The organism is Pseudarthrobacter sp. LMD1-1-1.1 (assembly GCF_040676255.1).
Lineage (GTDB): Bacteria > Actinomycetota > Actinomycetes > Actinomycetales > Micrococcaceae > Arthrobacter.
In genome coordinates this window covers 427,046-450,826 of the sequence record NZ_JBEGHP010000024.1, presented here as the reverse complement: position 1 = coordinate 450,826, position 23,781 = coordinate 427,046, and the positions used below count along the sequence as shown (strand labels likewise).

The 23,781-nt window shown below is 67.3% G+C and carries 21 protein-coding genes; 12 read left to right on the top strand and 9 right to left on the bottom strand.

Features of this window, described 5'->3' with window-relative positions:
• Positions 1–43: 43 nt before the first annotated feature.
• Together MRBLMD1_RS18475 and MRBLMD1_RS18470 are read right to left on the bottom strand one after the other, a co-directional pair.
• Positions 44–595, bottom strand: coding sequence for a GNAT family N-acetyltransferase (locus tag MRBLMD1_RS18475; protein WP_364402310.1), 552 nt, complete (start codon positions 593–595; stop codon positions 44–46).
• Between the two features lie 4 nt (positions 596–599).
• Positions 600–2,561, bottom strand: a complete 1,962-nt coding sequence (locus tag MRBLMD1_RS18470) for an FAD/NAD(P)-binding protein (RefSeq protein ID WP_364402308.1) — start codon at positions 2,559–2,561, stop codon at positions 600–602.
• A 280-nt stretch (positions 2,562–2,841) separates the two neighbouring features.
• Between MRBLMD1_RS18470 and MRBLMD1_RS18465 the strand changes: the two genes are divergently transcribed.
• From MRBLMD1_RS18465 to MRBLMD1_RS18435, 7 genes are read left to right on the top strand one after another with little or no spacing between them, the layout of a single operon-like run.
• Complete coding sequence (locus MRBLMD1_RS18465) at positions 2,842–3,870, top strand: amino acid ABC transporter permease (RefSeq protein WP_364402306.1); 1,029 nt, start codon at positions 2,842–2,844, stop codon at positions 3,868–3,870.
• Positions 3,870–4,694: an amino acid ABC transporter ATP-binding protein gene (locus tag MRBLMD1_RS18460; protein WP_364402304.1), complete on the top strand. Its 825-nt coding sequence runs from the start codon at positions 3,870–3,872 to the stop codon at positions 4,692–4,694. Before MRBLMD1_RS18465 ends, MRBLMD1_RS18460 begins: the two co-directional genes overlap by 1 nt.
• Before the next feature lie 9 nt (positions 4,695–4,703).
• On the top strand, positions 4,704–5,765 hold the full coding sequence (locus tag MRBLMD1_RS18455; RefSeq protein ID WP_364402301.1) for a transporter substrate-binding domain-containing protein: 1,062 nt from the start codon (positions 4,704–4,706) through the stop codon (positions 5,763–5,765).
• A complete protein-coding gene (locus tag MRBLMD1_RS18450) occupies positions 5,762–6,598 on the top strand; it encodes a DUF1684 domain-containing protein (protein ID WP_364402298.1) in 837 nt (278 codons plus the stop codon). The genes MRBLMD1_RS18455 and MRBLMD1_RS18450 overlap by 4 nt, the downstream gene beginning before the upstream one ends.
• A complete protein-coding gene (locus MRBLMD1_RS18445; protein ID WP_364402295.1) occupies positions 6,595–7,653 on the top strand; it encodes an LLM class flavin-dependent oxidoreductase in 1,059 nt (352 codons plus the stop codon). Before MRBLMD1_RS18450 ends, MRBLMD1_RS18445 begins: the two co-directional genes overlap by 4 nt.
• Positions 7,654–7,663: 10 nt before the next feature.
• Positions 7,664–9,052, top strand: coding sequence for an NtaA/DmoA family FMN-dependent monooxygenase (locus tag MRBLMD1_RS18440; RefSeq protein WP_364402292.1), 1,389 nt, complete (start codon positions 7,664–7,666; stop codon positions 9,050–9,052).
• Positions 9,052–9,198: a hypothetical protein gene (locus MRBLMD1_RS18435; RefSeq protein ID WP_364402289.1), complete on the top strand. Its 147-nt coding sequence runs from the start codon at positions 9,052–9,054 to the stop codon at positions 9,196–9,198. The genes MRBLMD1_RS18440 and MRBLMD1_RS18435 overlap by 1 nt, the downstream gene beginning before the upstream one ends.
• A 233-nt stretch (positions 9,199–9,431) precedes the next feature.
• On the opposite strand, the gene dctA is transcribed toward MRBLMD1_RS18435, so the two are convergent.
• Both dctA and MRBLMD1_RS18425 read right to left on the bottom strand, forming a co-directional pair.
• Positions 9,432–10,742 carry a C4-dicarboxylate transporter DctA gene (gene dctA, locus MRBLMD1_RS18430; RefSeq protein WP_224023600.1) on the bottom strand — a complete coding sequence of 437 codons (1,311 nt, stop codon included), beginning with the start codon at positions 10,740–10,742 and terminating at the stop codon, positions 9,432–9,434.
• A gap of 55 nt (positions 10,743–10,797) precedes the next feature.
• The gene (locus MRBLMD1_RS18425) at positions 10,798–11,940 is read right to left on the bottom strand and encodes a PrpF domain-containing protein (RefSeq protein ID WP_364402286.1); all 1,143 of its coding nucleotides are present in this window, start codon (positions 11,938–11,940) and stop codon (positions 10,798–10,800) included.
• A gap of 128 nt (positions 11,941–12,068) precedes the next feature.
• On the opposite strand from MRBLMD1_RS18425, the gene MRBLMD1_RS18420 reads away from it, so the two are divergent.
• Positions 12,069–12,974 carry a LysR family transcriptional regulator gene (locus MRBLMD1_RS18420; RefSeq protein ID WP_159629931.1) on the top strand — a complete coding sequence of 302 codons (906 nt, stop codon included), beginning with the start codon at positions 12,069–12,071 and terminating at the stop codon, positions 12,972–12,974.
• A 41-nt stretch (positions 12,975–13,015) separates the two neighbouring features.
• Here the strand turns inward: MRBLMD1_RS18420 and MRBLMD1_RS18415 are convergent, their stop codons facing one another.
• The 5 genes from MRBLMD1_RS18415 to MRBLMD1_RS18395 form a co-directional block, all read right to left on the bottom strand.
• The gene (locus tag MRBLMD1_RS18415) at positions 13,016–13,978 is read right to left on the bottom strand and encodes a serine hydrolase domain-containing protein (protein WP_364402282.1); all 963 of its coding nucleotides are present in this window, start codon (positions 13,976–13,978) and stop codon (positions 13,016–13,018) included.
• Between the two features lie 79 nt (positions 13,979–14,057).
• Positions 14,058–15,176, bottom strand: coding sequence for an ABC transporter substrate-binding protein (locus MRBLMD1_RS18410; RefSeq protein ID WP_324643429.1), 1,119 nt, complete (start codon positions 15,174–15,176; stop codon positions 14,058–14,060).
• 32 nt (positions 15,177–15,208) lie between these two features.
• Positions 15,209–16,993 (bottom strand): ABC transporter permease, encoded by a 1,785-nt coding sequence (locus tag MRBLMD1_RS18405; protein WP_364402279.1) that lies wholly within the window; start codon positions 16,991–16,993, stop codon positions 15,209–15,211.
• The gene (locus MRBLMD1_RS18400) at positions 16,990–18,087 is read right to left on the bottom strand and encodes an ABC transporter ATP-binding protein (protein WP_364402276.1); all 1,098 of its coding nucleotides are present in this window, start codon (positions 18,085–18,087) and stop codon (positions 16,990–16,992) included. The genes MRBLMD1_RS18405 and MRBLMD1_RS18400 overlap by 4 nt, the downstream gene beginning before the upstream one ends.
• 39 nt (positions 18,088–18,126) lie before the next feature.
• Positions 18,127–19,218, bottom strand: a complete 1,092-nt coding sequence (locus MRBLMD1_RS18395; protein WP_364402273.1) for a PrpF domain-containing protein — start codon at positions 19,216–19,218, stop codon at positions 18,127–18,129.
• A 319-nt stretch (positions 19,219–19,537) separates the two neighbouring features.
• Here MRBLMD1_RS18395 and MRBLMD1_RS18390 point away from each other — a divergent pair, with 319 nt between their 5' ends.
• The 4 genes from MRBLMD1_RS18390 (at position 19,538) to MRBLMD1_RS18375 (ending at position 23,711) form a co-directional block, all read left to right on the top strand.
• Complete coding sequence (locus MRBLMD1_RS18390) at positions 19,538–20,206, top strand: GntR family transcriptional regulator (RefSeq protein WP_224023586.1); 669 nt, start codon at positions 19,538–19,540, stop codon at positions 20,204–20,206.
• Positions 20,207–20,326: 120 nt separating this feature from the next.
• Entirely contained in the window at positions 20,327–21,790 is a 1,464-nt protein-coding gene (gene tcuA / locus MRBLMD1_RS18385; RefSeq protein ID WP_224023584.1) for an FAD-dependent tricarballylate dehydrogenase TcuA, read from the top strand.
• Positions 21,791–21,830: 40 nt separating this feature from the next.
• Positions 21,831–22,466 carry a GntR family transcriptional regulator gene (locus MRBLMD1_RS18380; RefSeq protein WP_364402269.1) on the top strand — a complete coding sequence of 212 codons (636 nt, stop codon included), beginning with the start codon at positions 21,831–21,833 and terminating at the stop codon, positions 22,464–22,466.
• Positions 22,467–22,796: 330 nt separating this feature from the next.
• The gene (locus tag MRBLMD1_RS18375; protein ID WP_364402266.1) at positions 22,797–23,711 is read left to right on the top strand and encodes an intradiol ring-cleavage dioxygenase; all 915 of its coding nucleotides are present in this window, start codon (positions 22,797–22,799) and stop codon (positions 23,709–23,711) included.
• Positions 23,712–23,781 lie beyond the last annotated feature (70 nt).

The window sequence follows — 23,781 nt, the reverse complement described above, 5'->3', positions numbered from 1 at the left end:
TAGCTTAGCGGCGGGTGTCCCTCCTGGGGCGGCATCCGGCCGGTCAGTTCGCCCATGCGTCCCGTGGGACGGTGGGCAGCTCCTTGGTGAACGCCAGGGATCCGATGGTTTCCGGGTCTGCTTCCAGGTCGAACTGTGCCTGGTATCCCGTGGTGAGGTACAGGTGCTTGGCCTCCGGCTGACGCGGCCCGGTGGTCAGGTACAGCCCGGTGTAGCCGCGGGCACCGGCGAGGGCTTCGAGCTCGGCCAGGACCAGCCGGGCCAAACCACGACGACGGTGGGCTGAGTGTGTCCAGATCCGCTTCAGTTCCGCGGTGGCGTCGTCATAGCGGCGGAACGCGCCGCCGGCGATCGACTCGCCGTCCTCCTGCACCACCAGCAGCGCGCCATGCGGCTCCTCGAATTCCGCCGCGGGGTAGCGGTTCAGCTCGTCCGCGGCAGCGGTGCGCCCAAACAGGTCCCCGTAGCGGGTGTCATATTCGACGGCGAGCTCGTCCAGGAGCGGCCGGACCCGCGGATCGTGCATGGGCAGGCTGAGGACCGAAAGCCTGGCGGGATCGAGGGGGCGGGGCTTGAGCCCGGGTTCTGCGGTCATGGTGCTAGCCCTTTCCGATGGCGGCTGGTTCTGGAGTTATTTTGTCCTGCGCGGTGGCTGCATGGGCCGCCGGGCCCTGGGCGGCGATGTCCCGGGCAACGCCGAGGAGGCTCCGGGCCAGGGCGTCGTTTTCCCGGAAGGGTGCCGCGTTGGTGTTGGGCCTGGCAAAGGCGCCGGCACCCCAGCCGGAGGTTCCGGGCCCAACGCCGAAGAGGGTCGCCTGGGCCCGGCCTTCCGCGTCCACCAGGTGGTGTCCGGACGAGACCAGCAGCTTACCGGTGGAGTGGATGCCGTCCGAGGTCAGCAGTTGCTGCTCGCTGCCCAGCCCGCCGTCATACAGCGAAGAAAGCACTGGGTTGAGGGAGCCGGCCACCGACGTGGACGGCAGCCGCGCCTCAATTAGCGCGGTGGCGGAAACCGAAACACCGGACTGCGGGGACGTGGCGCGGAAGGTGCCGCTGGCGTCGTCGGTGGATATCTCCAGGCCCGGGCCGAGGAACTGCAGCAGACCGGCCCGGTGCAGCGCCAGCATCTGGCGGAGGCGGTGCGGCGGCGGACCGGAGTCCACGAAGCTGAAGAAGCCATGCCACCAGCCGTGAATGACCTGCTGGGACTTCGCGTTGAGGCGCTCCGCCGGAACCACGCGCCCCACCTCCATGTACACGTGCAGCAGGGCAAGGAACAGGGCCAGGGTTTCCGGATGGTCCGGGCTGTCCCGCAGGGCCAGGTCGTCGTCGATGTACCGGGCCACCGCGTCCTGCAGTTCCTGGTGGCCGGCAAAGTGGACACCATCGAAAGGCCGGTCCAGCCGTTCCAGGTCCAGGTGCAGGCCCGGGTCCGGCACGGCAGCCGCCACGAGGTCCGCGCGTTCGCCGCTGTACCAGTCCACCTCCGCATAACGGGCGGCAAACACTTCCCATTCCATGGCCCCGCGCTCCGGGCTGCCGGTGAGGAGTTCGCGGTAGTAGTAATACCCGGCTTCCTTGGCGATGAGCGGCCAGAGGTGCTGCCGGAAGTCCAGCTCGCCGTGCTGCTGCAGCAACTCCTGGACGACATCCGCGGTGAAGAAGCGCAGCGGCCCCGGAGCCTGGCCCCGCAGGGAGGCGGAAATCTTGGAGTGGTACGGCACCCCGCGGCGGGACCCTGCCCACAGCCGTGGTTCCCGTCCTGACGGAAGGTAGCGCAGCCCGCCGTCGTCCGTTTCCTGGAACCTGCCGCCGCGCCCCTCCATGAGGAGGACCAGCAGGTCAACGAACGCCAGGCCCATCCCGGCGACGATCACGTCCTGCCCGGGGGCGATGGGGGAGTAGTCGACGTCGGTGGTGTAGCTGGGTGCAGCGTGGTAGCCGCCGTGCCGGGCGGCGAAGTCCGAGAACCCGGCGGAAACGGCGTCAGGCCGGGAGTCCGTATGCCCCAGGGCGGTGACGACGATGTCCGCGTGCAGCGTCCGGCCGTTGGCCAGCTCCACCTCGTGGCCGCCATCCACACTGGCAATGCCGAGGGCGGTGGTCCGGTGGACCGTCACACTGCGGCCCAGCGATTTGGCGGTCCGGCGGAAGAACCACTCCAGGTACTGGCTCTGCAGTTGGCGCGTGGGAAACGTGGTGCCGGTCAGCGCGCGGAGCTGGTCCCACAGCTGCTGCGGGAAGTCCGGCACGTCGATGATGGAAGCATCCAGGACGCCGGCGGCCCATTCGGCGAGGCCGGGCCCCGGTGCCGCCGGGCCGGCGCAGTCCACGGACGCGTCCGTGAACATGGTGATGTCCGCCGCCATCGAGTTCAGCAGGAGGCCGGGGTCCTGGTCGTACCGCCAGATTCGGCCCGAGCCCGGGACGTGCGGTTCCACCACATGGATCTGCAGCGGGCCCGCGAAGACCTCTGGCCGGTTGGCCGCGATCCGTTCCAGTACGCCGGCCGTGCGCGGTCCGCCGCCAATGAAGACGATGGCCGGGATGGTGGCTGGCATGGGTGCTCCTGACGGCGGGGGGGCTGGATTGAGTGCCCATGCTAGGCAGCCGTGACGACGGCGGTCGAGCGCCTGGTCACGGCCGTTCACTCCGCGTCACGGCACGTTACGGGACGCAAAAAACCGACTCATGACGCCGTACGAAGCCCTGTGAACTATTGCAACCTGCCGCCTTGCTGGCCCGTCCGGCCGGTCCTAGATTTGCAGCCAGCAAGGGGCCGCCCGGTCCCACCCGGGGCAACGGCCCAACCGGATCCCACGACCAGAAGCGAGGTGGCACATGAGTTCAGCAGCAACGACGGTGGCGCAGTCACAACAGCCGCAGCCGGCACCGCCGGCGGAAACGCCACCGAAAACCGGACGGCCGGAAGACGGGGCGGCGCCCCGGCAGGCCCCGGACTACTCGTCCTACCGCGTGGTGGCAGCAAAGCATCCATGGCGCTGGGTGGGGACCGCCGTCGTCGCGCTCGGTGTCCTGGCGGTGGCCTGGTCCCTGGCCACCAACCCGCGCTGGGAGTGGGGCGTGGTGGCGCAGTGGTTCACCGCGCAGTCCGTGGTCAACGGCCTGGTGGAAACGCTCAAGCTGACCGCCATCTCCGGCATCCTGGGGTTCGTGCTCGGCTTCATCCTGGCCCTCATGCGGCTCTCCGCGTCGCCGCTGCTGGTCTCGGTGTCCTGGACGTTCTCCTGGATCTTCCGATCCACGCCGCTGCTGGTGCAGATGCTCCTCTGGTACAACCTGGGCTACCTGTACGAAAAGATCAGCCTGGGAATCCCGTTCACCGATGTCCGCTTCTTCGAGGTCCAGACCACCACACTGATCAGCCAGTTCGCGGCAGCAGTGCTGGGGCTGACCCTGAACCAGGCAGCGTACTCGGCGGAGATCATCCGCGGCGGCATCCTTTCCGTGGACCAGGGGCAGCTGGAAGCCGCGGCCGCCCTGGGCATCCCGGCCTGGCGCCGCTCCACCCGGATCGTCCTGCCGCAGGCCATGCGCGCCATCCTGCCCACCGCATTCAACGAGATCATTGGCCTGGTCAAGGGCACTTCGATCGTCTACGTCCTGGCCTACTCCGAACTGTTCTACACGGTGCAGGTCATCTACAACCGCACCCAGCAGGTCCTGCCGCTGCTGCTGGTGGCCACCCTCTGGTACATCGTGATCACCTCCGTGCTGAGCGTCTTCCAGTACTACATCGAACGTCACTACTCCAAGGGCGCGGTGCGGAACCTGCCGCTGACGCCCCTGCAGAAGGCCCGCAAACTTTTCGCCACCCACGCGGCAGTCCCCACCCGGAGGAACTCCTGATGACTGAGACCCTTACCGCCCCCGCCGCCACGCGCGGCCTGGTGGAGATCACCGGCGTCCGCAAATCGTTCGGCGCCACCGAAGTCCTCAAAGGCGTCAGCCTCACGGTGGAACCCGGGGGAGTGGCCGTGATCGTGGGCCCCTCCGGATCCGGCAAGTCCACCCTGCTGCGCACCATCAACCATCTGGAAAAGGTGGACGGCGGCCACATCACCATCGACGGGCAGCTGGTGGGCTACGAGGTCCGCGGCGACCGGCTGCACGAGCTCCGCGAAAAGGACATCCTGAAACAGCGCACCGAAATCGGCATGGTGTTCCAGAACTTCAACCTGTTCCCGCACCTCACCGCGCTGGAGAACGTGGCGGAAGCGCCCGTCGTCGCGCACCAACCCGGCAAGGCGCGCCGCTCCAAGGCCGAAGCCCGCCGCCGCGGCCTGGAACTGCTGGACCGGGTGGGCCTCAAGGACCGGGCTGACGCCTACCCGCGCCAGCTCTCCGGCGGCCAGCAGCAGCGTGTGGCGATTGCCCGCGCCCTGGCGCTGGACCCCAAGATCCTGCTGTTCGACGAGCCCACCTCCGCCCTCGACCCGGAGCTGGTCAACGAGGTCCTGGACGTCATCCGCGAGCTCGCCACGTCCGGCACCACGCTGATCATCGTCACCCACGAGATGGGCTTCGCCCGCGACGTGGCGGACACCGTGGTGTTCATGGACCAGGGCCAGATCGTGGAACAGGGCACCCCGCAGGACATCTTCAGCAACCCCCAGGAACCGCGCACCCGGAGCTTCTTCTCCAAGGTGCTCGAACCGGCCTTCAACATCTAAGGAACTCCCATGGCTTTCCCCACCAGCGGCCGCCGCCGCGCACCCGCGGTGCGTCCCGCCGTCGTCCTTCTTGGCACCGCGCTCCTTGGCGCAGCCGCGCTCGCCGGCTGCGCTGACCCCGGCGCCTCCGCCGCCGGCAACCCCAGCGGAGGGGCGCAGACGACGGCGGCCCGCAACGGCGTCGTGTACAACACCTCGCCGGACCAGCAGCGGATCCGGGCGGAGAAGGATGCGGCGCTCGCCGCCAAAGTCCCGGAACTGATCGGCAGGGACGGCAAGCTGACCGTCGCCACCACCGCCGGCTCCATCCCGTTGTCCTTCCACGCCACGGACGACAAGACGCCGATCGGCTCCGAGCTGGATATCGCCCAGCTGGTGGCGGACAAGCTGGGCCTGGAGCTGGATGTGCAGGTCACGTCCTGGGAGAACTGGCCGCTGAAGACCCAGTCCGGCGACTTCGAGGCCGTGTTCTCCAACGTGGGCGTGAACAAGGACCGGGTGAAGTTGTTCGACTTCGCCAGCTACCGGGCCGCGTACATGGGGTTCGAAGCGAAGAAGTCCTCCACCTACGACATCAAGGGCGCGGACGATATTTCCGGACTGAAGATTTCCGTGGGCTCCGGTACCAACCAGGAAAAGATCCTGCTGGCCTGGAACAAGGAGCTGGAAGCCAAGGGCAAGGCGCCGGCCACGCTGCAGTACTACTCGTCCGACGCCGACACCATCCTCGCGCTGTCCTCCGGCCGCACGGACCTGAACATCGCCCCGTACCCGTCCACCGTGTACCGGGAAAACACCCGGGACGACCTGAAAGTGGTGGGCAAGGTCAACGCCGGCTGGCCGTCCGAAACCCTGGTGGCCGCCACCACGCTGCGCGGCAATGGGCTGGCACCGGTGATCTCCGAGGCGCTGAACGAAGTCATCCAGGACGGCTCCTACGGGAAGGTCCTGGAACGCTGGGGCCTGTCCGAGGAAGCCCTGCCGGAATCCAAAACCATCACAGCGGAAAACTTCGCGGCCACGCCGGCAACCGCCACGGCCGCTCCCTCACAGGCAGGAAAGGCATCATGAACGCAGTACACACTGACACCGCCCTTGAGGCCTTCGACGCCGACTGGCAGGAATGGCACGCGGACCACGAGCGGCAGCGGGCCCATCCCCACGGGTTCCTGGCGGTGACGCACCTGCACTGGCTGGGCAGCGAACCCGCGCGGCTGGACGGCGCCCCGGGCACCTGGAGCGTGGAAGCCGACGTCGTCCGCGTGGTTTTGGAACCGGGTGACAGCGTGCAGCAGGACGGCAGGGAGTTGAATACCGCCGCCGGAACCTCGCTGGAGTTTGGCCCCATCGAGGAGCGCAGCGGGATCAACCTGGCGTCCGGCGAGACGGTGATTGAGCTGGCCAAGCGTGGCGGCGAGTACATCGTCCGGCCGCGGAACCCTTCCCATCCGCTGCTGCGGGACTACCAGGGCACGCCCGCCTACTCGCCCGATGCGGCCTACGCGGTGCGGGGGACGTTCGTTCCGTTCGAGGCGCCGCGGCCCACCACGGTGGGCGCCGCCGTCGAAGGCATCCAGCACGTGTACCAGGCCCCGGGCGAGATCCGCTTCAAACTGGCCGGGCAGGAATTGGCGCTGACCGCGTTCAACGGCCATGCCCCGGGCTCGCTGTCGGTGCTGTTCACGGACCAGACCTCCGGCAAGACCACGTACGCGGCCAACCGCTCGCTCTCCGTGGTGCCGGCAGCGGACGGGTCCGTCCTGCTGGACTTCAACAGGGCCGTGAACCTGCCGTGCGCCTACACGGACCTGGCCACCTGCCCGCTCCCGCCGGCGGAAAACCGGCTGCCCGTGGCCATCGAGGCCGGCGAAAAGATTCCCTACGAACGTCAGGACCAGCAGTGAGTACCTTTGAAAACCCGGGCTTCCTGGCCATTGAGCTCGACGGCGCCGGCTGGGACGGTGCGGACCTCACCCGGGCCGTGCTGGCAGCCGAGTCCGCGGGCTTCCACGCCGCCACCTTCACCGACGCGCCCGCACCGGGGCGTGCCAATGCCCTGCAGCGGGCCGCGTTCGCAGGGCCCATTTCCCGGACCATCGTCCTGGTCCCCGAAATTGACACTGTATATACGGAGCCGTTCCACGTTTCCACGCAGCTGGCCAGCCTGGACTACGTCTCCGGGGCACGGGCCGGGTGGATCGTGACGGCGGCGGAATCGCCGGAGGCTGCCGCCGCCGTCGGCCGTCCTTCCGTCACCGGTGCCGCGCTGGGCCAGGAAGCCGCGGCGTCCATCGAGGTATCCCGGCGCCTCTGGGATTCCTGGGAGGACGACGCCGTGATCCGGGACGTTGCCACCGGCCGGTACATCGACGTGGACAAGCTGCACTATGCGGACTTCCAAACGCCTGCCGGCTTTCCCGGCGCCGGCTACTCCGTCAAGGGGCCATCCATCATCCCGCGGCCGCTCCAGGGGCAACTGCCCGTGCTGGCCCCTGCTTCGCTGATTGGCGGGATTCCGGTGGAGGCCGTGGACGCCGTGCTGGTGTCCGCCCCGACGCCGGAACTGCTGGCTGCCGAGGTCCGTGATGTGCGGGCCAGGGTGGGAGCCGGCGTTGCGGTGGTTGCCGAGCTCGACGTCGTGCTGGACGCTCGTGGGCAGGCTGCGGCTGCGCGGGGTGCATCATTCGACGGCGGCCGGGCGGCTTTCGCAGGTTCCGCAGCCGGCCTCACCGACTTCCTGGCCGACCTATTAAAGGAGGCCGACGGCGTGCGGCTGAACCCGGCGTCGCTCTTTGTTGACCTGGAGGAACTGGGCCGGCGGGTATTGCCGGAACTGCGCCGCCGTGGGGCACTCCGCCCGGTGGTGCAGGACGGCACCTTCCGCGACCTGCTGGGCCTGGAGCGTCCGGCCAGCCGCTACGCAACCGCCGCCGCTGCGCCTGCCGGTGCCGGAAAGTAAGGGGAAAATCATGACACAGCACGCCCGTGCTAAATCCGAGGTCGCCACGCCGGACCAATTCACGCCGAGCGGCCAGATCCAGTTCGGCGTCTTCTTCCAGGGCGTCAACTCCGGCACCATCTGGAAGGCCCCCGAATCAGGGTCGCAGACGGACTTCGAATCCTTCCGCCGCATCGCCCAGACCGCCGAGCGCGGACTCTTCGCCGCGTTCTTCCTGGGGGAAGGGCTGCGCCTGCGGGAACACCTGGGACGCCCGCACACGCTGGACGTAGTGGGCCGCCCGGATGCGCAGACCATGCTGGCCGCCCTGGCGTCCGTCACAAAGAACATTGGCCTGGTGGCCACCCAGAACACCACGTACAACGATCCTGCGGACCTGGCCCACCGGCTCGCGTCGCTGGACCTGGTCTCCGGCGGCCGCGCGGCGTGGAACATCGTGACCACGGACAACGCCTGGACCGGGGCGAACTTCCGCCGCGGAGGCTACCTGGACCACGCGGACCGGTACAAGCATGCCGAGGCGTTCGTGGAGACGGCCAAGCGGATCTGGGACTCGTGGGAAACGCCGGACGGTCCCGCCCGCCGGGTGCTCCATGAGGGCCGGCACTACACGGTGGATGTGACGCCGCGGCTGCCGCGCAGTGCGCAGTACCGGCCGGTGCTGTTCCAGGCCGGCGACTCGCCGGAGGGCCGTAACTTCGCCGCCCGGCAGGCGGACGTGATCTTCTCCGCCCACCCCAAGTTCGAGGACGCCGTGGAGTTCCGCAAGGACCTGGTGGAGCGGTCCCTGGCCGCCGGGCGCGGGGCCAATGCCGTGCAGATCATGCCGGCCAGTGAGTTCATCCTGGCGCCGACCGCTGCCGAAGCGGCGGAAAAGAAGGAGTGGGTGCGGAGCCTGCAGATCGGCCCGCAGCAGGCCATCGCCTACCTGGAGCAGTTCTGGGGCCGCGAGCTGTCGGCGTACGATCCGGACGGCCCGCTGCCGGAGATCGATCCCGTGGTGGAGGAAACGTCCGAGACCCGCGGCAGCGGTTTCCACGGCGCCAAGGCCCGGCAGCTGGCGGACCAGTGGCGGGCCGAGGCCAAGGACAAGGGGCTGTCCATCCGGCAGTTCGTCACCTCGAAGACCGCGCGGATCGATGCCACCTTCACCGGCTCCTACACCGCGGTGGCGGACCAGCTGGCCGAGTATGCGCGGGTGGGTGCGGTGGACGGGTTCAACATTTCGCCGTGGCTGGTCCCGACCGGGCTGGATGACATCGTGAACCACCTGGTGCCGGAGCTGCAGGAACGTGGCGTGTACCCCACGGAGTACCGGGGCACCACGCTCCGCGGGCACTTGGGGCTGGAGACGCCGGTGCGTTCCGCTGATGAGGCTGTTGCGGCGGTCCGCGCCTGATGCGCTGGGCTGAGCTTGCTGGAACGGACGACGACGGCGGCACGGCGGGTGCCGCCGTCGACCCTTCCGCGGGGGCTGGTGCTGTTGTGGCTGGCTCGTCCGGGACCGTCAACCTGCAGCTGACGGTGTGGGAGCAGTGGGTGTAGGGCTCGTTGCCTCGCAGCCCCGGCCCGAGGGCTCGGCCCTAGTCGGTTTCCGGGCTTTGGCAGTAGAAGCACGTGCCGGCGTCGCAGTCTTCCGCTGTTTCCTGTTCCGTTTGGCGCTCACTCATTCCGGGTCCTTTCCGTGGGGATTGTGAAGTAGTACCCCTTGCAAGGGTTTGCCCGGGACCCCTGCTGGGATCCCGGGCAAACACGGGGGGTGGTGGCCTGCAGGCCGGTTAGTGGGCCAGGGCCGGTTCGGCCAGCTGGATCTTTTCCGCCTCGGTGGGCACGAAGCCCGCCTGGAGCTCGGAACGGAGCTTGCCCATGTCCAGCTCACCCTGCCACTTGGCGATGGCCACGCAGGAGACGATGTTGCAGACCGTGCTGGTCAGGGCGCGGGCCTCGCTCATGAAGCGGTCGATGCCAACGATGAGGGCCACGCCGGCCACGGGGAGGGTGGGCATGACCGTCAGGGTCGCCACCAGGGCCACGAAACCACTGCCGGTGACGCCCGCCGCGCCCTTGGAGGTCAGCAGCATCATGCCGAGCATCAGCAGGATCTGGCCCCAGCTGAGGTGGATGTCGCAGGCCTGGGCGATGAACATGGAGGCCAGGGTCAGGTAGATGGCCGTGCCAGTCAGGTTGAAGGAGTAGCCGGTGGGGACCACGAGGCCCACAACGCTCCGGTCGCAGCCGATCCGCTCGAGCTTGGACAGCAGCCGCGGCAGGACCGGTTCGCTGGAGGACGTGGCCAGGACGATCAGGAATTCGTCCTTGAAGTAGCGCAGGATCTGCCACAGGCTGAAGCCGGTCACCTTGGCCAGGATGCCCAGGCCCACCACCACGAAGACGATGCAGGCTGCGTAGAAGGCAAGGATCAGCATGCCGAGGTTACCGATGGAGTGGGCGCCGTACTTGCCCACGGTGAAGGCCATGGCCCCGAAGGCTCCCAGCGGAGCTACCTTCATGATGTAGCCGAACATGATGAAGAGCAGCTTGTTGAAGCTGTTGACCACGTCCAGTGCCAGCTTGCCCGGTGCGCCGAGCTTGCTGAAGGCGAAGCCGCAGAGCAGGGCAATGACCAGCACGGGCAGGACCTCACCGTCGGCGAAGGCGCCAACAAAGGTGGTGGGGATGATGCTCAGGATGAAGTCCACGGGGTTGCTGCTGGGCAGCTGGGTGGTGTACTTCTGCGCCACCGAGGAGTCCAGGTGCGTGGGATCGATGTGCATGCCGGCGCCCGGCTGGAACAGCGTCACCGCGGCCAGGCCCAGGGCCAGGGCGAGTGCGGTCAGTGCGTAGAAGAGGCCCAGCGAACGGATCAGGGTGGGGCCCACCTTCTTGGTGTCCCGCAGGGAGGTGATGCCTCCCACGATGGTGCAGAACACGATGGGGGCGATCATGAACTTCACGAGTTTCACGAAGCCGTCGCCGATGGGCTTCAGGGACGAACCGAGGTCCGGCCACAGTGCGCCGACAACGACGCCGAGGGCGACTCCGATGAGTACCTGGACATACAGGTGTCCGAGGATGGATTTGATCTTCATTGAACAACTTCCTGCTTGGTGCGGCCCCTTAATGATGGGGCAAAGAGATGGGGGTTTAGGCGGACAGTTCGGCGGCGGGGGCCACGTCGATATCTGCGGTGGCGATGTGGCGGGCTGCCCGGTGGAGGGCCACTTCGCTGACGGCGCCCGTGTCATCGGTGATGATTTCGGCGGTGATCACGCCGGCGGGCGTTCCGACCCGCAGCAAGCGGGGGGTTCCGGTGCCGGTGGAGGGCGATTGGCCCGCTGCGGTGGCTACGACCGATGACTGCAGCGAGGATGCCAGGGCCACTGCCACGGCTGAGGTCAGGCCGATGGCCGGGTGGGGTGCGAGCATGGACAGCATCCGCACCCGCACGTCGTGGCTGCCGGCAGTAATGGTTGTTCCGTCCGCGGCGATGTAGTCGCCGGCAGGCGCCACAACCCCGACTTTCGGGACGGCGTTCTGCGGCGGATCCTCAGGCTTCCGGAGCCCCATGATGAGGCCGGCCGATGCCCGTGCCGCGATGAGGTCCGGCAGCTGGGCGGTCAGGTTGTCAGTCATTGAGGAAAGGTCGACGCCGGCCTGGTCGGCTGCGAGGAGCACGGCAGGGGCGCCGGCGTCCACCATCGTTGCGGCCAGGGTCCGGCCGTTGACCTGGAGCTGGTCCACCGTGTTGCCGGTAGGCAGCAGTGCGCCGGTGTTCTGGCCCCAGGGGCCGTGGAACGAGAGGCTGACGGGAACACCGGCGGCGCTGCTGCCGGGAACCCGGGCCAGGCCAGACTTGGGAATGTGGCCGCCGGGAGTGGGAACCGCTCCGCTGAGCACCGCGCCGGAGGTGACGTGGCGCATGCGGACCTTGGTCATGCCGTCCCGGGCGGGAACGATGCCCGTCTGGACAGCGAACAGGGCAATGGCGGTGGCGCAGTTGCCGCAGTTGGAACCGAGCTCAACGGTGGGGTCACCGATTCCCACCTGGGCGAAAAGGTAGTCGAGGTCTGCCTCGGCGCCCGGGGTTGCCCAGATGACTGCAGCCTTGGACGTGGTGGACGTTCCGCCGCCGACGCCGTCCAGCTGCCGCGCATCCGCTGCGCCGAAAGCGGCTGACAGCAGTGCGGGGATTTCCTCGCGGGTGGGGGCGTGGAGGGCCACGTCCCTGGCATCGAAGAGCCAGCACTTGCTGGTGCCGCCCCGGTACCAATGTCCTTTGAGTCCCACTGTATTTCTCCCTCGTAACTTGCAGGTGCTCTACTTCACAGCACCTTGTACTTCTACGATCCGGGATCCGAGCCTTCAGCACAATCGCAAATAAATGGACGACTATCTACTTTTGCTAAACTCAGTACATGGCAATCCTCGATCTCCACCGGCTCCACGTGCTCCGCGAGGTGGGCCGTTCCGGCTCCCTGACGTCCGCCGCGGCCGCCCTTTCCTTCACCACCTCGGCGGTCTCGCAGCAGATCGCGAAACTCGAGCAGGAGATGGGCGTGGTCCTCATCGAGCGCCATCCCCGGGGCGTGGTCCTGACCGAAGCGGGGCACGCCCTGCTGCACTACGCGGACGACATCGACAGGACCGTGGAGGCCGCCCGCGCCGAGATGGGGGAGTTCGCGGGCCTTCGGCGGGGCCAGCTCCGGCTTGGAACTTTCCCCACCGGCGGGGCCTCCCTGATGCCGGACGTGGTGCTGGCGTTCCGTGCCCGCCACCCCGAGGTGGCAGTGACGGTGGTCAGCGCCCGCCGGGACGGCCTGCTGGAACGGCTGCGGCGGCGGGAAATCGAGCTCACGCTGCTGTGGGACTATCCCTGGCAGCAGATCGAGGACCCCGACCTTGCCCTGGTCAGGCTGACGAACGATCCCACCGTGCTGCTGGTACCGCGGGAGCACCCCATAGCGAAACTCGGCTCGGTCCGCATCGGCGCCTTGAGCGACCAGGAATGGGTGGTGCGCGACGAGCACCCCGTGGCCGACGTCCTGAGCCGGGTATGCCGTGACGCCGGGTTCGAGCCGCGGATCGCGTTCGCCGCCAACGATTACCAGGAGACACAGGGCATGGTGGCCGCCGGTATCGGGATCGCCCTGGCGCCGAGGCTGGCCCTGACAGCCCTGCGTCCCGACGTCGTGGCGGTCCCGCTTGCCGGGTCCCCGAAGCGCCGCATCCTCCTGGCCCACCTGGAAAACCGGCGGCTCAGCCCCGCGGCGCAGCAGGCAACCAAGGTGTTCCGGTCCATCGCCAAGGGCGCGGCTTCCTGACACAGGAGGGTGCCGCCGTCGTGCACTGTCTTTCCTGACGCCTACCGGGCCAGTGGGCCGGCAACCAGCGCGCGGGCAAGGTCCATGAATTCGGCGTGGGTCACCGGAGCCGGGGACGCCGTCGACCCCGCCGGACGGGTATTCCGGGCGATGGCGAAGCTGTCGCTGACGAAGCGCCGGTGCACAATGACGCTGCGGATTGCCGGCAGGACCAGCAGGAACTGGCCGTAGTTGCCCGCAGCCAGGAACGATCCCTCCCACTGCGGGCCGGGTTCCCGGGGCAGCCACCACAGGTAGCCGTAGTCGCAGGTGCCAAAACCGGTGGCCGGCGCCATGTCTGCGCGCCTGACCTGGGTGGCCACGCTGTCCCTGGCCCACTCCCGGGGGACAAGCTGCCGGCCCTCCCACTGCCCGCCGGCTGCCATCAGCAGCCCGATCTTTGCCAGGTCCCGGGCGGAGAGGAAGAAGTGGTAGGCCGGGAAAACGGACTTCTGGGCGTTCCCGAGCATGCGCTGGCGTGTGGGGTCGTAGTCGTCGAATCCCAGCGGACCGGCCAGGTACTTCTCGAACGCGTCAAAGACCGTCAGGCCGCTGGCCTTTTCAAAAATCGCGCCGGCGGCGTTGAAATCCCAGTTGTTGTAGACGAAGAACTGACCCGGCGCTTTGGTGCCGCGGGGAGGGAAGGCATCCTCGTCACTGCCCGGGCTGGAGGGTGGATGGTAGACCCCCGACCGGGAGGTCAGGAGGTCGCGGAGCCGCGCCGTCTTCTCGAGGGGCAGCAGGCCGCCGGTGTCATCGATCCCCAGCGCGCCCAACGTGTCATCCAAGCTGACCGTGCCGGCGTCCACCTGGATTCCGTACAGGATCGAGAGCAGGCTTTTGCGGACCGAGGCGACGTAGCTGGCGCGGGTGGTGTCGCCATGTTCGACGACGGTCCTGCCGTCCTGGAGGACCAGCAGGGATGAGGTGTTCCGGGGCAGCGGAAGTTCCGGGGCGGCGGTCACGGGGCCTCCTGGTGGTGGGTGAAACCAGAAAGCCTGGGGACCCGGCGGAGGCCGGGTCCCCAGGCATGGGATTTCGGGGTTACTTGGTGTAGCCGAACACCTGGTTCCACTTGGCAAGATCATCCTTGCCGTAGGTCACGGCGTCGGTGTTCTGCATGCGGAAGACCTTGCCGGAGTCGACGGCGGGGAGGGTCACGCCCATGATGGTGGGCGGTGCCACGTCCGTGCGGACCGGGTATTCACCGATCTGCGCGAAGACCTGCTGGCCCTGCTTGGAAAGGTTGTAGTTCATGAAGACCTTCGCGGCTTCCACGTTGGTGGCGGTGCCCGTCATGCCCAGGTAGTAGTCGTAGGAGACCAGCCCTTCCTCGGGGACGATGAACTTGACCGGAGCCTTGTCCTGGACGGCCGAGATGTTGGTGCCGCTGATGGTGACCGTGCCGACGGCGACTTCACCGCGGGCCAAGGCCGTGGCTTCAGCACCCAGGGAGTCGTAGATCTTGGGCTTCTGCGCCGCGTACTTGGCGAAGTAGTCGCCGCCCATCTTGGTTTCCATGAAGCGGTTCAGCGCAGCGGTGCTGCCGCCCGAACCGCCCTGGACGATGCCCAGTTTGCCCTGCCACTTGCCGCCGACGGCATCCGCCCAGGACTTGGGGGCATCGGCTTCCTTTACGAGCTGGGTGTTGTAGCCCAGGGTGTACACGGAGTTGAACATGCGGGTGAACTGGCCGCCGTCCACGGAAACGTCCTTGAGTGCCGAGGCGCCGGGGACGTCGTAGGCCTTCCAGACCTTGGCATCCTCCATGGACTTGGCAATCCGGTAGTCGGACGTGCGGATGACGTCGGCGCTGAGCTTGCCGGCACCCTGTTCGGACAGTACTCGTTCGGAGAGCTTGTTCGGGGTGAGCCGGACAACGTTGACCTTGATGCCGGTGTCCTTGGTGAAGGCGTCCACCAGGGCGCTTTCAGAGGAATCGGTGTAGCCGGAGTAGAGGGACAGGGTCTGGGTCTTGGCCTTCTCGTAGGTGGCCTTGTCCGCGATGGACTCGCCGTTGATGACCAGCCCGTCGTCGGTCTTCACAGCCGCACTGGCCGTGACGACGCCGGCGCTCTGGGCGGCGCTTCCGCAGCCGGTCAGGCTGAGGGCCAGGAGCACTCCGGCGGCGGTGAGAGCGGGGAGTTTGGACGCTAACTTCATTGTGGGTGTCCCTTTCAAAGGTGGGTGGAAGGTCAGTTCTTGGTCTTGCGTTCGCCGCCGACTTTTTGGGCGATGACGGCGAGGATTCCGATGACGAGGCAGTACAGGACGCTGACGGCCGCAGCTGCCTGGCTCTGGCCGTTGTCGAAGTTGTCGAACACGAGGATGGACAGGATCCGGGTGTTCGAGGTGAAGAGGAAGATGGAGGCGCTGAGCTCACGCATGGAGAGCATGAGGAACAGCAGGAACGAGGACATGATGCCCACGCGCATCAGGGGCAGGGTGACGTCCAGGACGGACCTGGTCCGGCCGGCGCCGAGCATCACCGCGCTGTCCTCGAGGTCCTGGTCCATCTGGAGCATGGAGGCGGAGACGCCGCGGTAGCCCTGGGGCATGAACACTGCAACGCAGGCGACGGCGAGGATCGCCAGGGTGCCATAGATGGGCAGGGGCAGCAGCAGCCAGGTCCAGAGCAGTCCGATGCCCATGACGATGGCGGGGACGGCCAGGGGGGTCATGGCGACAAGTTCGATCAGGCGCCCCACCTTGGACTTGGTGCGGTACCGGATGTAGGAGGCGATGAAGCTGAGCGTGGTGCCGGCGAAGGCTGCGATCAGGGCCACCAGGACGCTGTTCTTGAGGGCGAGCTGGAAGTCGTTGGATCCGAGGACTTCGATCAGCTTGGCGAAGCTGAGGGAATTCGCTTCCAGCAGCTGCGACATCGAGGACACGAACGGGGTGGCCTGCATGGACGCGGCGAGCAGGGCGAGCATGGGCAGGACGACGGAGACTGCGAAGTAGGCCAGGGCGATGATGGTGAAGGGCCAGCGCATCTTGCGCAGCGGCACCTGCCGGGGACGGTTGCCCTTGCCGGTCATGGTGGTGAATTTGCGCTTGTTGATGATGCGCTGCTGGATGAGGGTCACGGCCATCAGCGCAACGGTGAGGATGAGGGCGACGCTGGCCGCCTGGTTGCTCTTGGCCGGGGTGGCGCTCATGAGGCGGTAGATGTAGGTGGGCAGCGTGTCCACGCCGGCGGGGTTGCCGATGACCTGGGCCACCGGGAAGTTCTCCATCGTCAGTGCGAAGACCAGGACGGCGGAGCCCAGGATGGCCGGCAGGGCCAGGGGCAGGGTAACGGTCCGCAGCATGGTGCGCAGCGGAGCCCCGTGGACGGTGGCAGCCTCTTCGAGGTCGGCGTTCATCATCGACAGCGAGCTGTGCAGCAGCAGGAAGGCGTACGGGGCGTAGAAGATTCCCAGCACGAACACCAGGCCCGGCAGGCTGTAGATGTTGATGGCGGCATCAATGCCCAGGTCGCGGAGGAAGATGTTGATGTAGCCGGCGCTCGGCGAGCACAGCAGCGACCACGCCAGGGCGCCCACCAGGGCCGGGATGAACATCGGCGCCATGCCGATGAAGAAGATGAACTTCCGCCACGGCGCATCGGAGCGGGCGCAGACGAAAGCCAGGAAGGCGCCGATCAGCAGGGCGATGAGCGCCGAGCCGGCGCCGACCATGAGCGAATTGACCAACGCGCCGAGTGCTTCCGGGGTGGCCAGCAGCGCCAGGTTGGACAGCGTCAGGCCGCCCAGGGAGATGCTGCCCGGCCGGGGAACGCTGTCCGAGAACGCGGCGAGCAGCACCAGGGCAAGCGGAAGGACGATGAGGACGCCAAGGATGACCAGGACGATCAGGCCCGGTGTGTTCTTCCGGAGGCCCGAGAGGGTCCGGGCAGCCCGGTAGTCCCGGGGTTCGGGCTTCGGTGCCAGGCGTGCCTCGGCGCGGGTGGCCGCTTCGGTGGTCTTGAGGCTCATGCGAGGACCTCAGCCGGCAGGATCTGGACTTCGCGGGGGTTGACGGTGACCCACACGCGGTCCCCCACTTTGTGCTGTTCGCCGCGGCGCAGGCCGCCCAGGGCGTCCAGTTCGGGCCCGGATTCCAGCTGGATGGCGTACCGGATGTCGTTGCCCTGGAAACCCGCCACGCGGACCGTTCCCGGCCATGAGTTGGGGTGTTCGGTGGGCATGGCGGTGATCTGCAGGTCCTCGGCCCGGATGCAGACCTTGGGGGCTGTGCCGGCGTCGCTGGCCTGCTGCGCCGACTGGATGGTGAGCTCGCTGTTGGTGATGCGTGCGGTGGTGGACCCGGTGGCGGTGCCCTCCGGGGTGCAGTCCATGATGTTGGAAACGCCCAGGAAGTGGGCGATTGAAGCGCTGGCGGGTGCCTCGTACATGTGCTGCGGGGCGCCCATCTGCACAATCCGGCCGCCCTGGAGCAGGGCGATGCGGTCTGCCAGGGCGAAGGCTTCGTGCTGGTCGTGGGTGACGTACACACAGGTGAGCCCCAGCTGGAGCTGGATTTCACGCAGTTCAACCCGGAGCCGGTCACGCAGGCGGGCGTCAAGGTTGGAGAGCGGTTCGTCGAGCATGAGCACGCTGGGCCGCATGACCAGGCTGCGCGCCAGGGCGACGCGCTGCATCTGGCCGCCGCTGAGCAGGCTGGCGCCGCGGTCGGCGTAAGGCTCCAGGCCCACCAGCGTGAGGGCCTCCATGACGCGCTCATCGATTTCGCTCTTGGAAAGCTTCTTCTGCTTGAGGGAGTAGGCAACGTTCTGGGCCACCGTCATGTGCGGCCACACCGCGTAGGACTGGAAGACCATGCCGACGTTGCGCTTGTTCGGGGGCAGGTTGATGCCTTTTTCGGAGTCGAAGACCACAACGTCGTCAATGATGATCCGCCCCGAGGTGGGCTCCTCCAGGCCGGCGATGCAGCGCATGGTGCTGGTCTTGCCGCAACCGGACTGGCCCAGGAGGACCAGGGCCTCGCCGTCTTCGATGTCGAGGTTGAGGTTTTCGATGGCAGTGAAGCTTCCGTACTTCAGCTGCAGGTTTTGAATGCTGATTTTCATGGCTGATTCCTTGGCTGGGTTTTTCCGGTAGGGGTTTCTTCAGTCACTGGGCACCAGGATGGTGCTTTCGCTGATGACGCGGGCCGAGCGTTGAAAGGAGACTTCAGCGGGATCGGCTGCATCCAATGCCAGCGCCGTCTTGCCTTTCAGTAAGTGGATAAAGAGTCCGGCCTCCGCCGCCGGAACCACGCTGCGCTGCACCACGCTGCCTGGTGTGCCCGAGGCGGCAGCGACGGCGACCGCGCTGGTGAGGCCGATGGCGGGGTGCAGTGCGGTCATCGAGATCATCCGGGCCGAGACGCCGGTTGCGCCCGCGGGCGGAGGCCCCACGATGCCAACCTTCGGAATGGATGTGAGGTCCTGCGGCAGGCCCATCCTGCGGGCAGCCGCTGCGCGCAGCTGCGGGGCAAGCCGGACCAGCGCCTCCAAGGCTTCCTCGCTGCCGGTTGCGTCCAGACCCAGGTCCTGTGCGTCGAAGAGCGCAGCCGGGGCGCCGGCGTCGATCAGTGTCGCCTGGTACCGCTTCCCGTCGACCTCAAGCTCATCCGTGGCGCTGCCTGTAGGGAACTGTGCACCGTAGCTGGACCAGGAGGCTTTTTGGAAGATGACGTCGATGGGGACGCCGGGGTAGTGCTGGCCGTCGAGGCGCCGCCCGCCGTAGGCCGGCACCTGCGCCCCCGGCGTGGGGATCTCGCAGACCAGGCGCAGCCCGGTCACCGTGTTCAGGATGGGGACCCGGGTGACTTCCCCGGTGGGAGCGACCAGTCCGGCGTGGAGCGCGTACAGACCCAGCGCTGTTGCACAGTTGCCGCAGTTGCTGGCCCACTCGACGGCCGGCTTGTCGATGGCCACCTGGGCGAACCGGTAGCGGACCGTTCCGGCAGGGTCGGTGCCGGCCACGGTGATGGCTTTGCTGGTGGTGGAGGAGGCGCCGCCTACGCCGTCGATCTGGCGGAGGTCCGGCGAACCGAAGGTGCGGATGAGGAGACGGTCCGTCTCCAGGGCGTCGGCCGGAAGGTCCTCATCCTGGAATATCCAGCACTTGCTGGTGCCGCCACGGACGAGGGTGGCCGGTACCGGGGTGACCGGGAGGGTGCCGGCCTGCGGCTCTTCCCTGAATAGAAGCGTCATTGGTTCTCCTGAAATACCCCGTCCTGCCGTGTGCAGTCACCGGGTAAATGTTCAAAGCGGGACCAACCGGAATCCGGCATTTGGCCTGCTGTATGGCGTTGGTCACAAACGGTATACCGTTGATATGACTTAAGCAACAGTCCTTTAAATATGAATACCGACAAGGCCGTTTGGGCGCGTGCCTGCTTCGGTGGGTGTGCGGAAAATCGGCACGGTGTCCACAGCGCGCCCAAACGGTATGCAGTGCGTTAGAATTGCGGCTAAAGGTATGGCGCCGGCGCGCCCTGCCGCTTGTTTCCATGAAGACCGGAGGCCGCCCGTGGCGTCGCAACCAGAGACAAGCCCCTACCTGATGATCAGGAACGCCATCATCTCGCAGGAGCTGCCTCCCCGTGCCCAGCTCGTCGAAAGCGCCCTGGCCAAGAAATACAACGTCTCCCGGACGCCCATCAGGGAAGCATTGCGGCGCCTTGAAACCGAAGGGCTCGTGGAGCGCTACGGTTCACGCATGCAGGTGCGGGAGTACCGCCCGGAAGAGATGCTGGACCTCTATGAGGTGCGGACCTTCCTGGAGGAGGCGGCCGCAAAAACAGCTGCTCTCCGGCATACGGACATGGACCTGATGCTGATCGACCGCGCGCACCAGGCCATGGTCACCCTTGATTTTGATGCTGCCACTCCGGCTGAACTGGCCGCCGCCAACCGCACCTTCCATGAGCGCATCTGGGCCGCCAGCCACAGCGCCGCCCTCCTCGACCTGCTCGACCGGATCCTGGTCCACTTCATCCGCTACCCCGGCACCACGCTCTCCACCAAGGAGCGCTGGGACCGCGTACTGAAGGAGCACGAGGAGCTGCTGGTGGCCATCCGCGCGCGGAACGCGGAGGAGGCCGGCCGCATCGCCAGCGCCCACATGGACGAGGCCAAGAACATCCGCATCCAGATGTACATCGACGCCCAGGAAATCAGCAGCCCGCGCCTGGGATAGCCGCACGCTCCGGCATTAAACCTCTCCCGCCGAACCCCTAAAGCCTGCACCAAGACGCTATTGCATGCGACGGCATACCTATGTATACAATCGTGTACAGCGATGGAGCTGAGGAGATTGATGATGATCGAGAGCGACGTTTTGGTAGTGGGCGGCGGCAACGCCGGATTTGCGGCAGCACTTGCAGCCGCCGAGCGTGGACGCAAAGTGGTCCTGCTCGAAAAGGCCCGGGAAGCCGCATCGGGCGGCAACAGCTTCTACACCGCCGGTGCCACGCGCATCTCCCATGACGGGCTCCAGGAGCTGATCGAATTCGTGGAACCTGATGAGCGGCACGCCGCCAGCGAAGTCCCCGCCTACACCGCCGCCGAATACCTCGCCGATCTGTCCAAGGTCTCTGAAGGGCGCAACGACCCCGAACTGTCCGCGGTCCTGGTCAGTGAAAGCAACCCGACCCTGCGGTGGCTCCAGGGGATGGGACTCAAATACCGCCTGATGTATGAGCGCCAGGCGTACCGGACCGAGGACGGCGGCTATCTGTTCTGGGGCGGCCTGCACGTGGGCAACGTGGGCGGCGGCAAGGGGCTCATGGCCGACCACCGCGCCGCCGCGGAGCGCATGGGCGTTGAGGTCATCTACGACTGCGCAGCCACCGGGCTCATCCAGGAGGACGGCCGCGTGCGCGGCGTCCGGTACCGCACCTCAACCGGAGAAGGTGAGCTCCGGGCCGAGTCGGTCATCCTCGCCTCGGGAGGTTTTGAAGCCTCCCCAGAACTGCGCCGCCAGCACCTGGGGGAGGGCTGGCAGAACGCGAAAGTACGCGGCACGCCGGGCAACACGGGGGAGATGATCCTCGCCGCCCTCGACGCCGGGGCGGCCAGGGGCGGCGACTGGTCCACCTGCCACAGCGTGGCCTGGGACGCCTGGCACCCGGAGAACGAAAGCAACCTGGAGCTCACCAACCAGCTCACCCGCGGCGGGTACCCGCTGGGCATTGTGGTGAACAGCGAGGGCAAGCGGTTCGTGGACGAGGGCGCCGACTACCGCAACTACACCTACGCGAAGTACGGCCGGGACATCCTTGCCCAGCCGGGATCGGTTGCCTTCCAGATCTTCGACGCCTCCTCCCGCGCCATGCTGCGGGCCGAGGAGTACGACATGCCGGGCGTCTCGGTGGTCACCGCGCCGACCCTCGCCGAGCTGGCCCAGAAGGCCGGCATCAGTCCCGAGGGCCTGGAGGAAACGGTGCAGGGCTTCAATGCTTCGATCACGGAGGACGCCCCGTTTGACCCCAACGTCAAGGATGGACGCCGTGCCGATACCCGGCCGCCGAAGAGCAACTGGGCCCGCAGCATCTCCACCGGCCCGTTCTACGCTTTCCCGGTGACCTGCGGCATCACCTTCACCTTTGGTGGCCTCAAGACGGACACCTGGGGACGCGTGCTCACCGAAGACGCGGAGCCGCTCGAAGGGCTGTATGCCTGCGGGGAAGCGCTGGGCGGACTGTTCAGCGGAAACTACCCCGGCGGCTCCGGGCTTGCGGCGGGCGCCGTCTTCGGCCGCCGCGCCGGCTCCATCGCCTAAGCAACCCAGCAGCCCCACCAGCAACGGAAAAGAGGAAAAAGTGGCCAGTCCCATCCATCAGCGGCTCCGCGAGGACGTTCTCGCGAGCGTCTTTGCCCCTGACGAGCCGCTCACGGAGGCCAAACTCACGGAGCGCTACGGGGCTTCCCGGACGCCCGTGCGGGAGGCGCTGCAGCGGCTGGAGCAGGACGGGCTGGTGGAACGGCGCGGCAAGGCGGTGGTGGTCCGAACGCATTCGGCCGAAGAGATCATCGACATCTACGAGTCGAGGATCATCCTGGAGCAGGCCGCGGCTGCCAAGGCCGCCGTCAAGGCAACCGCCCTGGACCGCCAGTTGCTCACGGGGCTGCTGACGCAGATGCAGCAGCTGGATCCCAGTGACGGCCGGGCGCTCGCCGAAACCAACCGCGCCTTCCACGCCCAGCTGTGGCACGCCACGCACAGCCCGTCGCTGATCGGACTGCTGGAACGCCTGGACCAGCAGGTGCGCCGGTACACCCTCACCACGCTGACCTACCCGGGACGGTGGCCGGTGGTCCTGGCGGAATACGCCAGCCTGTTGGCCGCCATCGGGGACGGGGACTCCAAACGGGCGGGGGAGATCGCCGCCCGCCACATGTCGGACGCCTTGGACATCAGGCTGAAGATGTACGCCGAAGATCCCAGGACCCTCTAGGCCGCTGACGGCCGGAGGCGTTCCTTTACAAGCCCGCCGGCAGATGTTCCTGCATACTCCATCGCAACAGGAAACCCGAAAGTCGGGCGCAGGGCATCAGCCGGTGCAAAGAGGAGGGGCAGGCTCCAATGGGCCTGCCCCTCCTCGCTTTTCCGGCGCCTTATGCGCCGGGCCGCCTTCGCTGGAACGGACGACGACGGCGGCGGGCGCGTGCCGCCGTCGTACGTTCTGCGGGGGCTGGCTTCCTATGGGGAAGCGCCCGTCCGGACACACAGCTACGGCACAGCAGCAACCGGCCCAGGGCATAGCCCCGTGAGGTTTCCTTGCATCATGACCACTTCACGCACACCCCGCCAACCCGACCTTGACCAGCCGCACCCCGACCACGACCGGGGGCTGGAGTTCGACCTGAACACCCTGGTGAGCCGCAGGTCCCTGGGACTGTTCCTCGGCGCGGGCGGTGCGGTGGCCGCGCTCGCCGCCTGCACACCCGCCGCAACCACGGGCTCCACCGCGACGGCAACAACCACGGCGACGGCCGCCACGTCCTCCGCGTCGGCCACGGCCACGGACGCCGGCACCGCCACCCCCACGCTGACCCGGGCCATCGCCGAGTGCGGCGTGGAAATCCCGCAGGAAACCGCCGGTCCCTATCCGGGGGATGGCTCCAACGGTCCGAACGTCCTGGAAGCCTCCGGGGTGGTGCGGAAGGACATCACGTCGAGCTTCGGGTCTGCCTCCGCAAAGGCCGAGGGCGTACCCCTGACCTTCACCCTGACCCTCCTGGACAACGCCAACGGCTGCGCCCCGATGGCCGGTGCCGCAGTGTACGCCTGGCACTGCGACCGGGACGGAAAATACTCGATGTACGACTCGAGCCTGAAGAACGAGAACTACCTGCGCGGCGTGCAGGAAGCCGACGCCAACGGGCAGGTCACGTTCACGTCGATCTTCCCCGCCGCGTACTCCGGGCGCTGGCCGCACATCCACTTCGAGGTGTTCGAGTCCATGAACAATGCCACCGCTGCCGGGCAGGTATTGGCCGTCTCCCAGATCGCGCTGCCGCAGGCCGCCTGCGACGACGTCTACGCCACCCCCGGGTACGAGCGCAGCGTCACGAACATGACCCGCACCACGCTCAAATCGGACAACGTGTTCGGGAATGACGGCGGCATCTACCAGCTGGCGACGATGACAGGGTCCGCGGCTGCCGGCTACACGGCCGGGCTCAACGTGACCATCTAGGACGAAACGATCAACAGCCTCCCGGCTCTGGCGGTGCATAGCCGGGCGAACTATGCTCTCACGCATCACC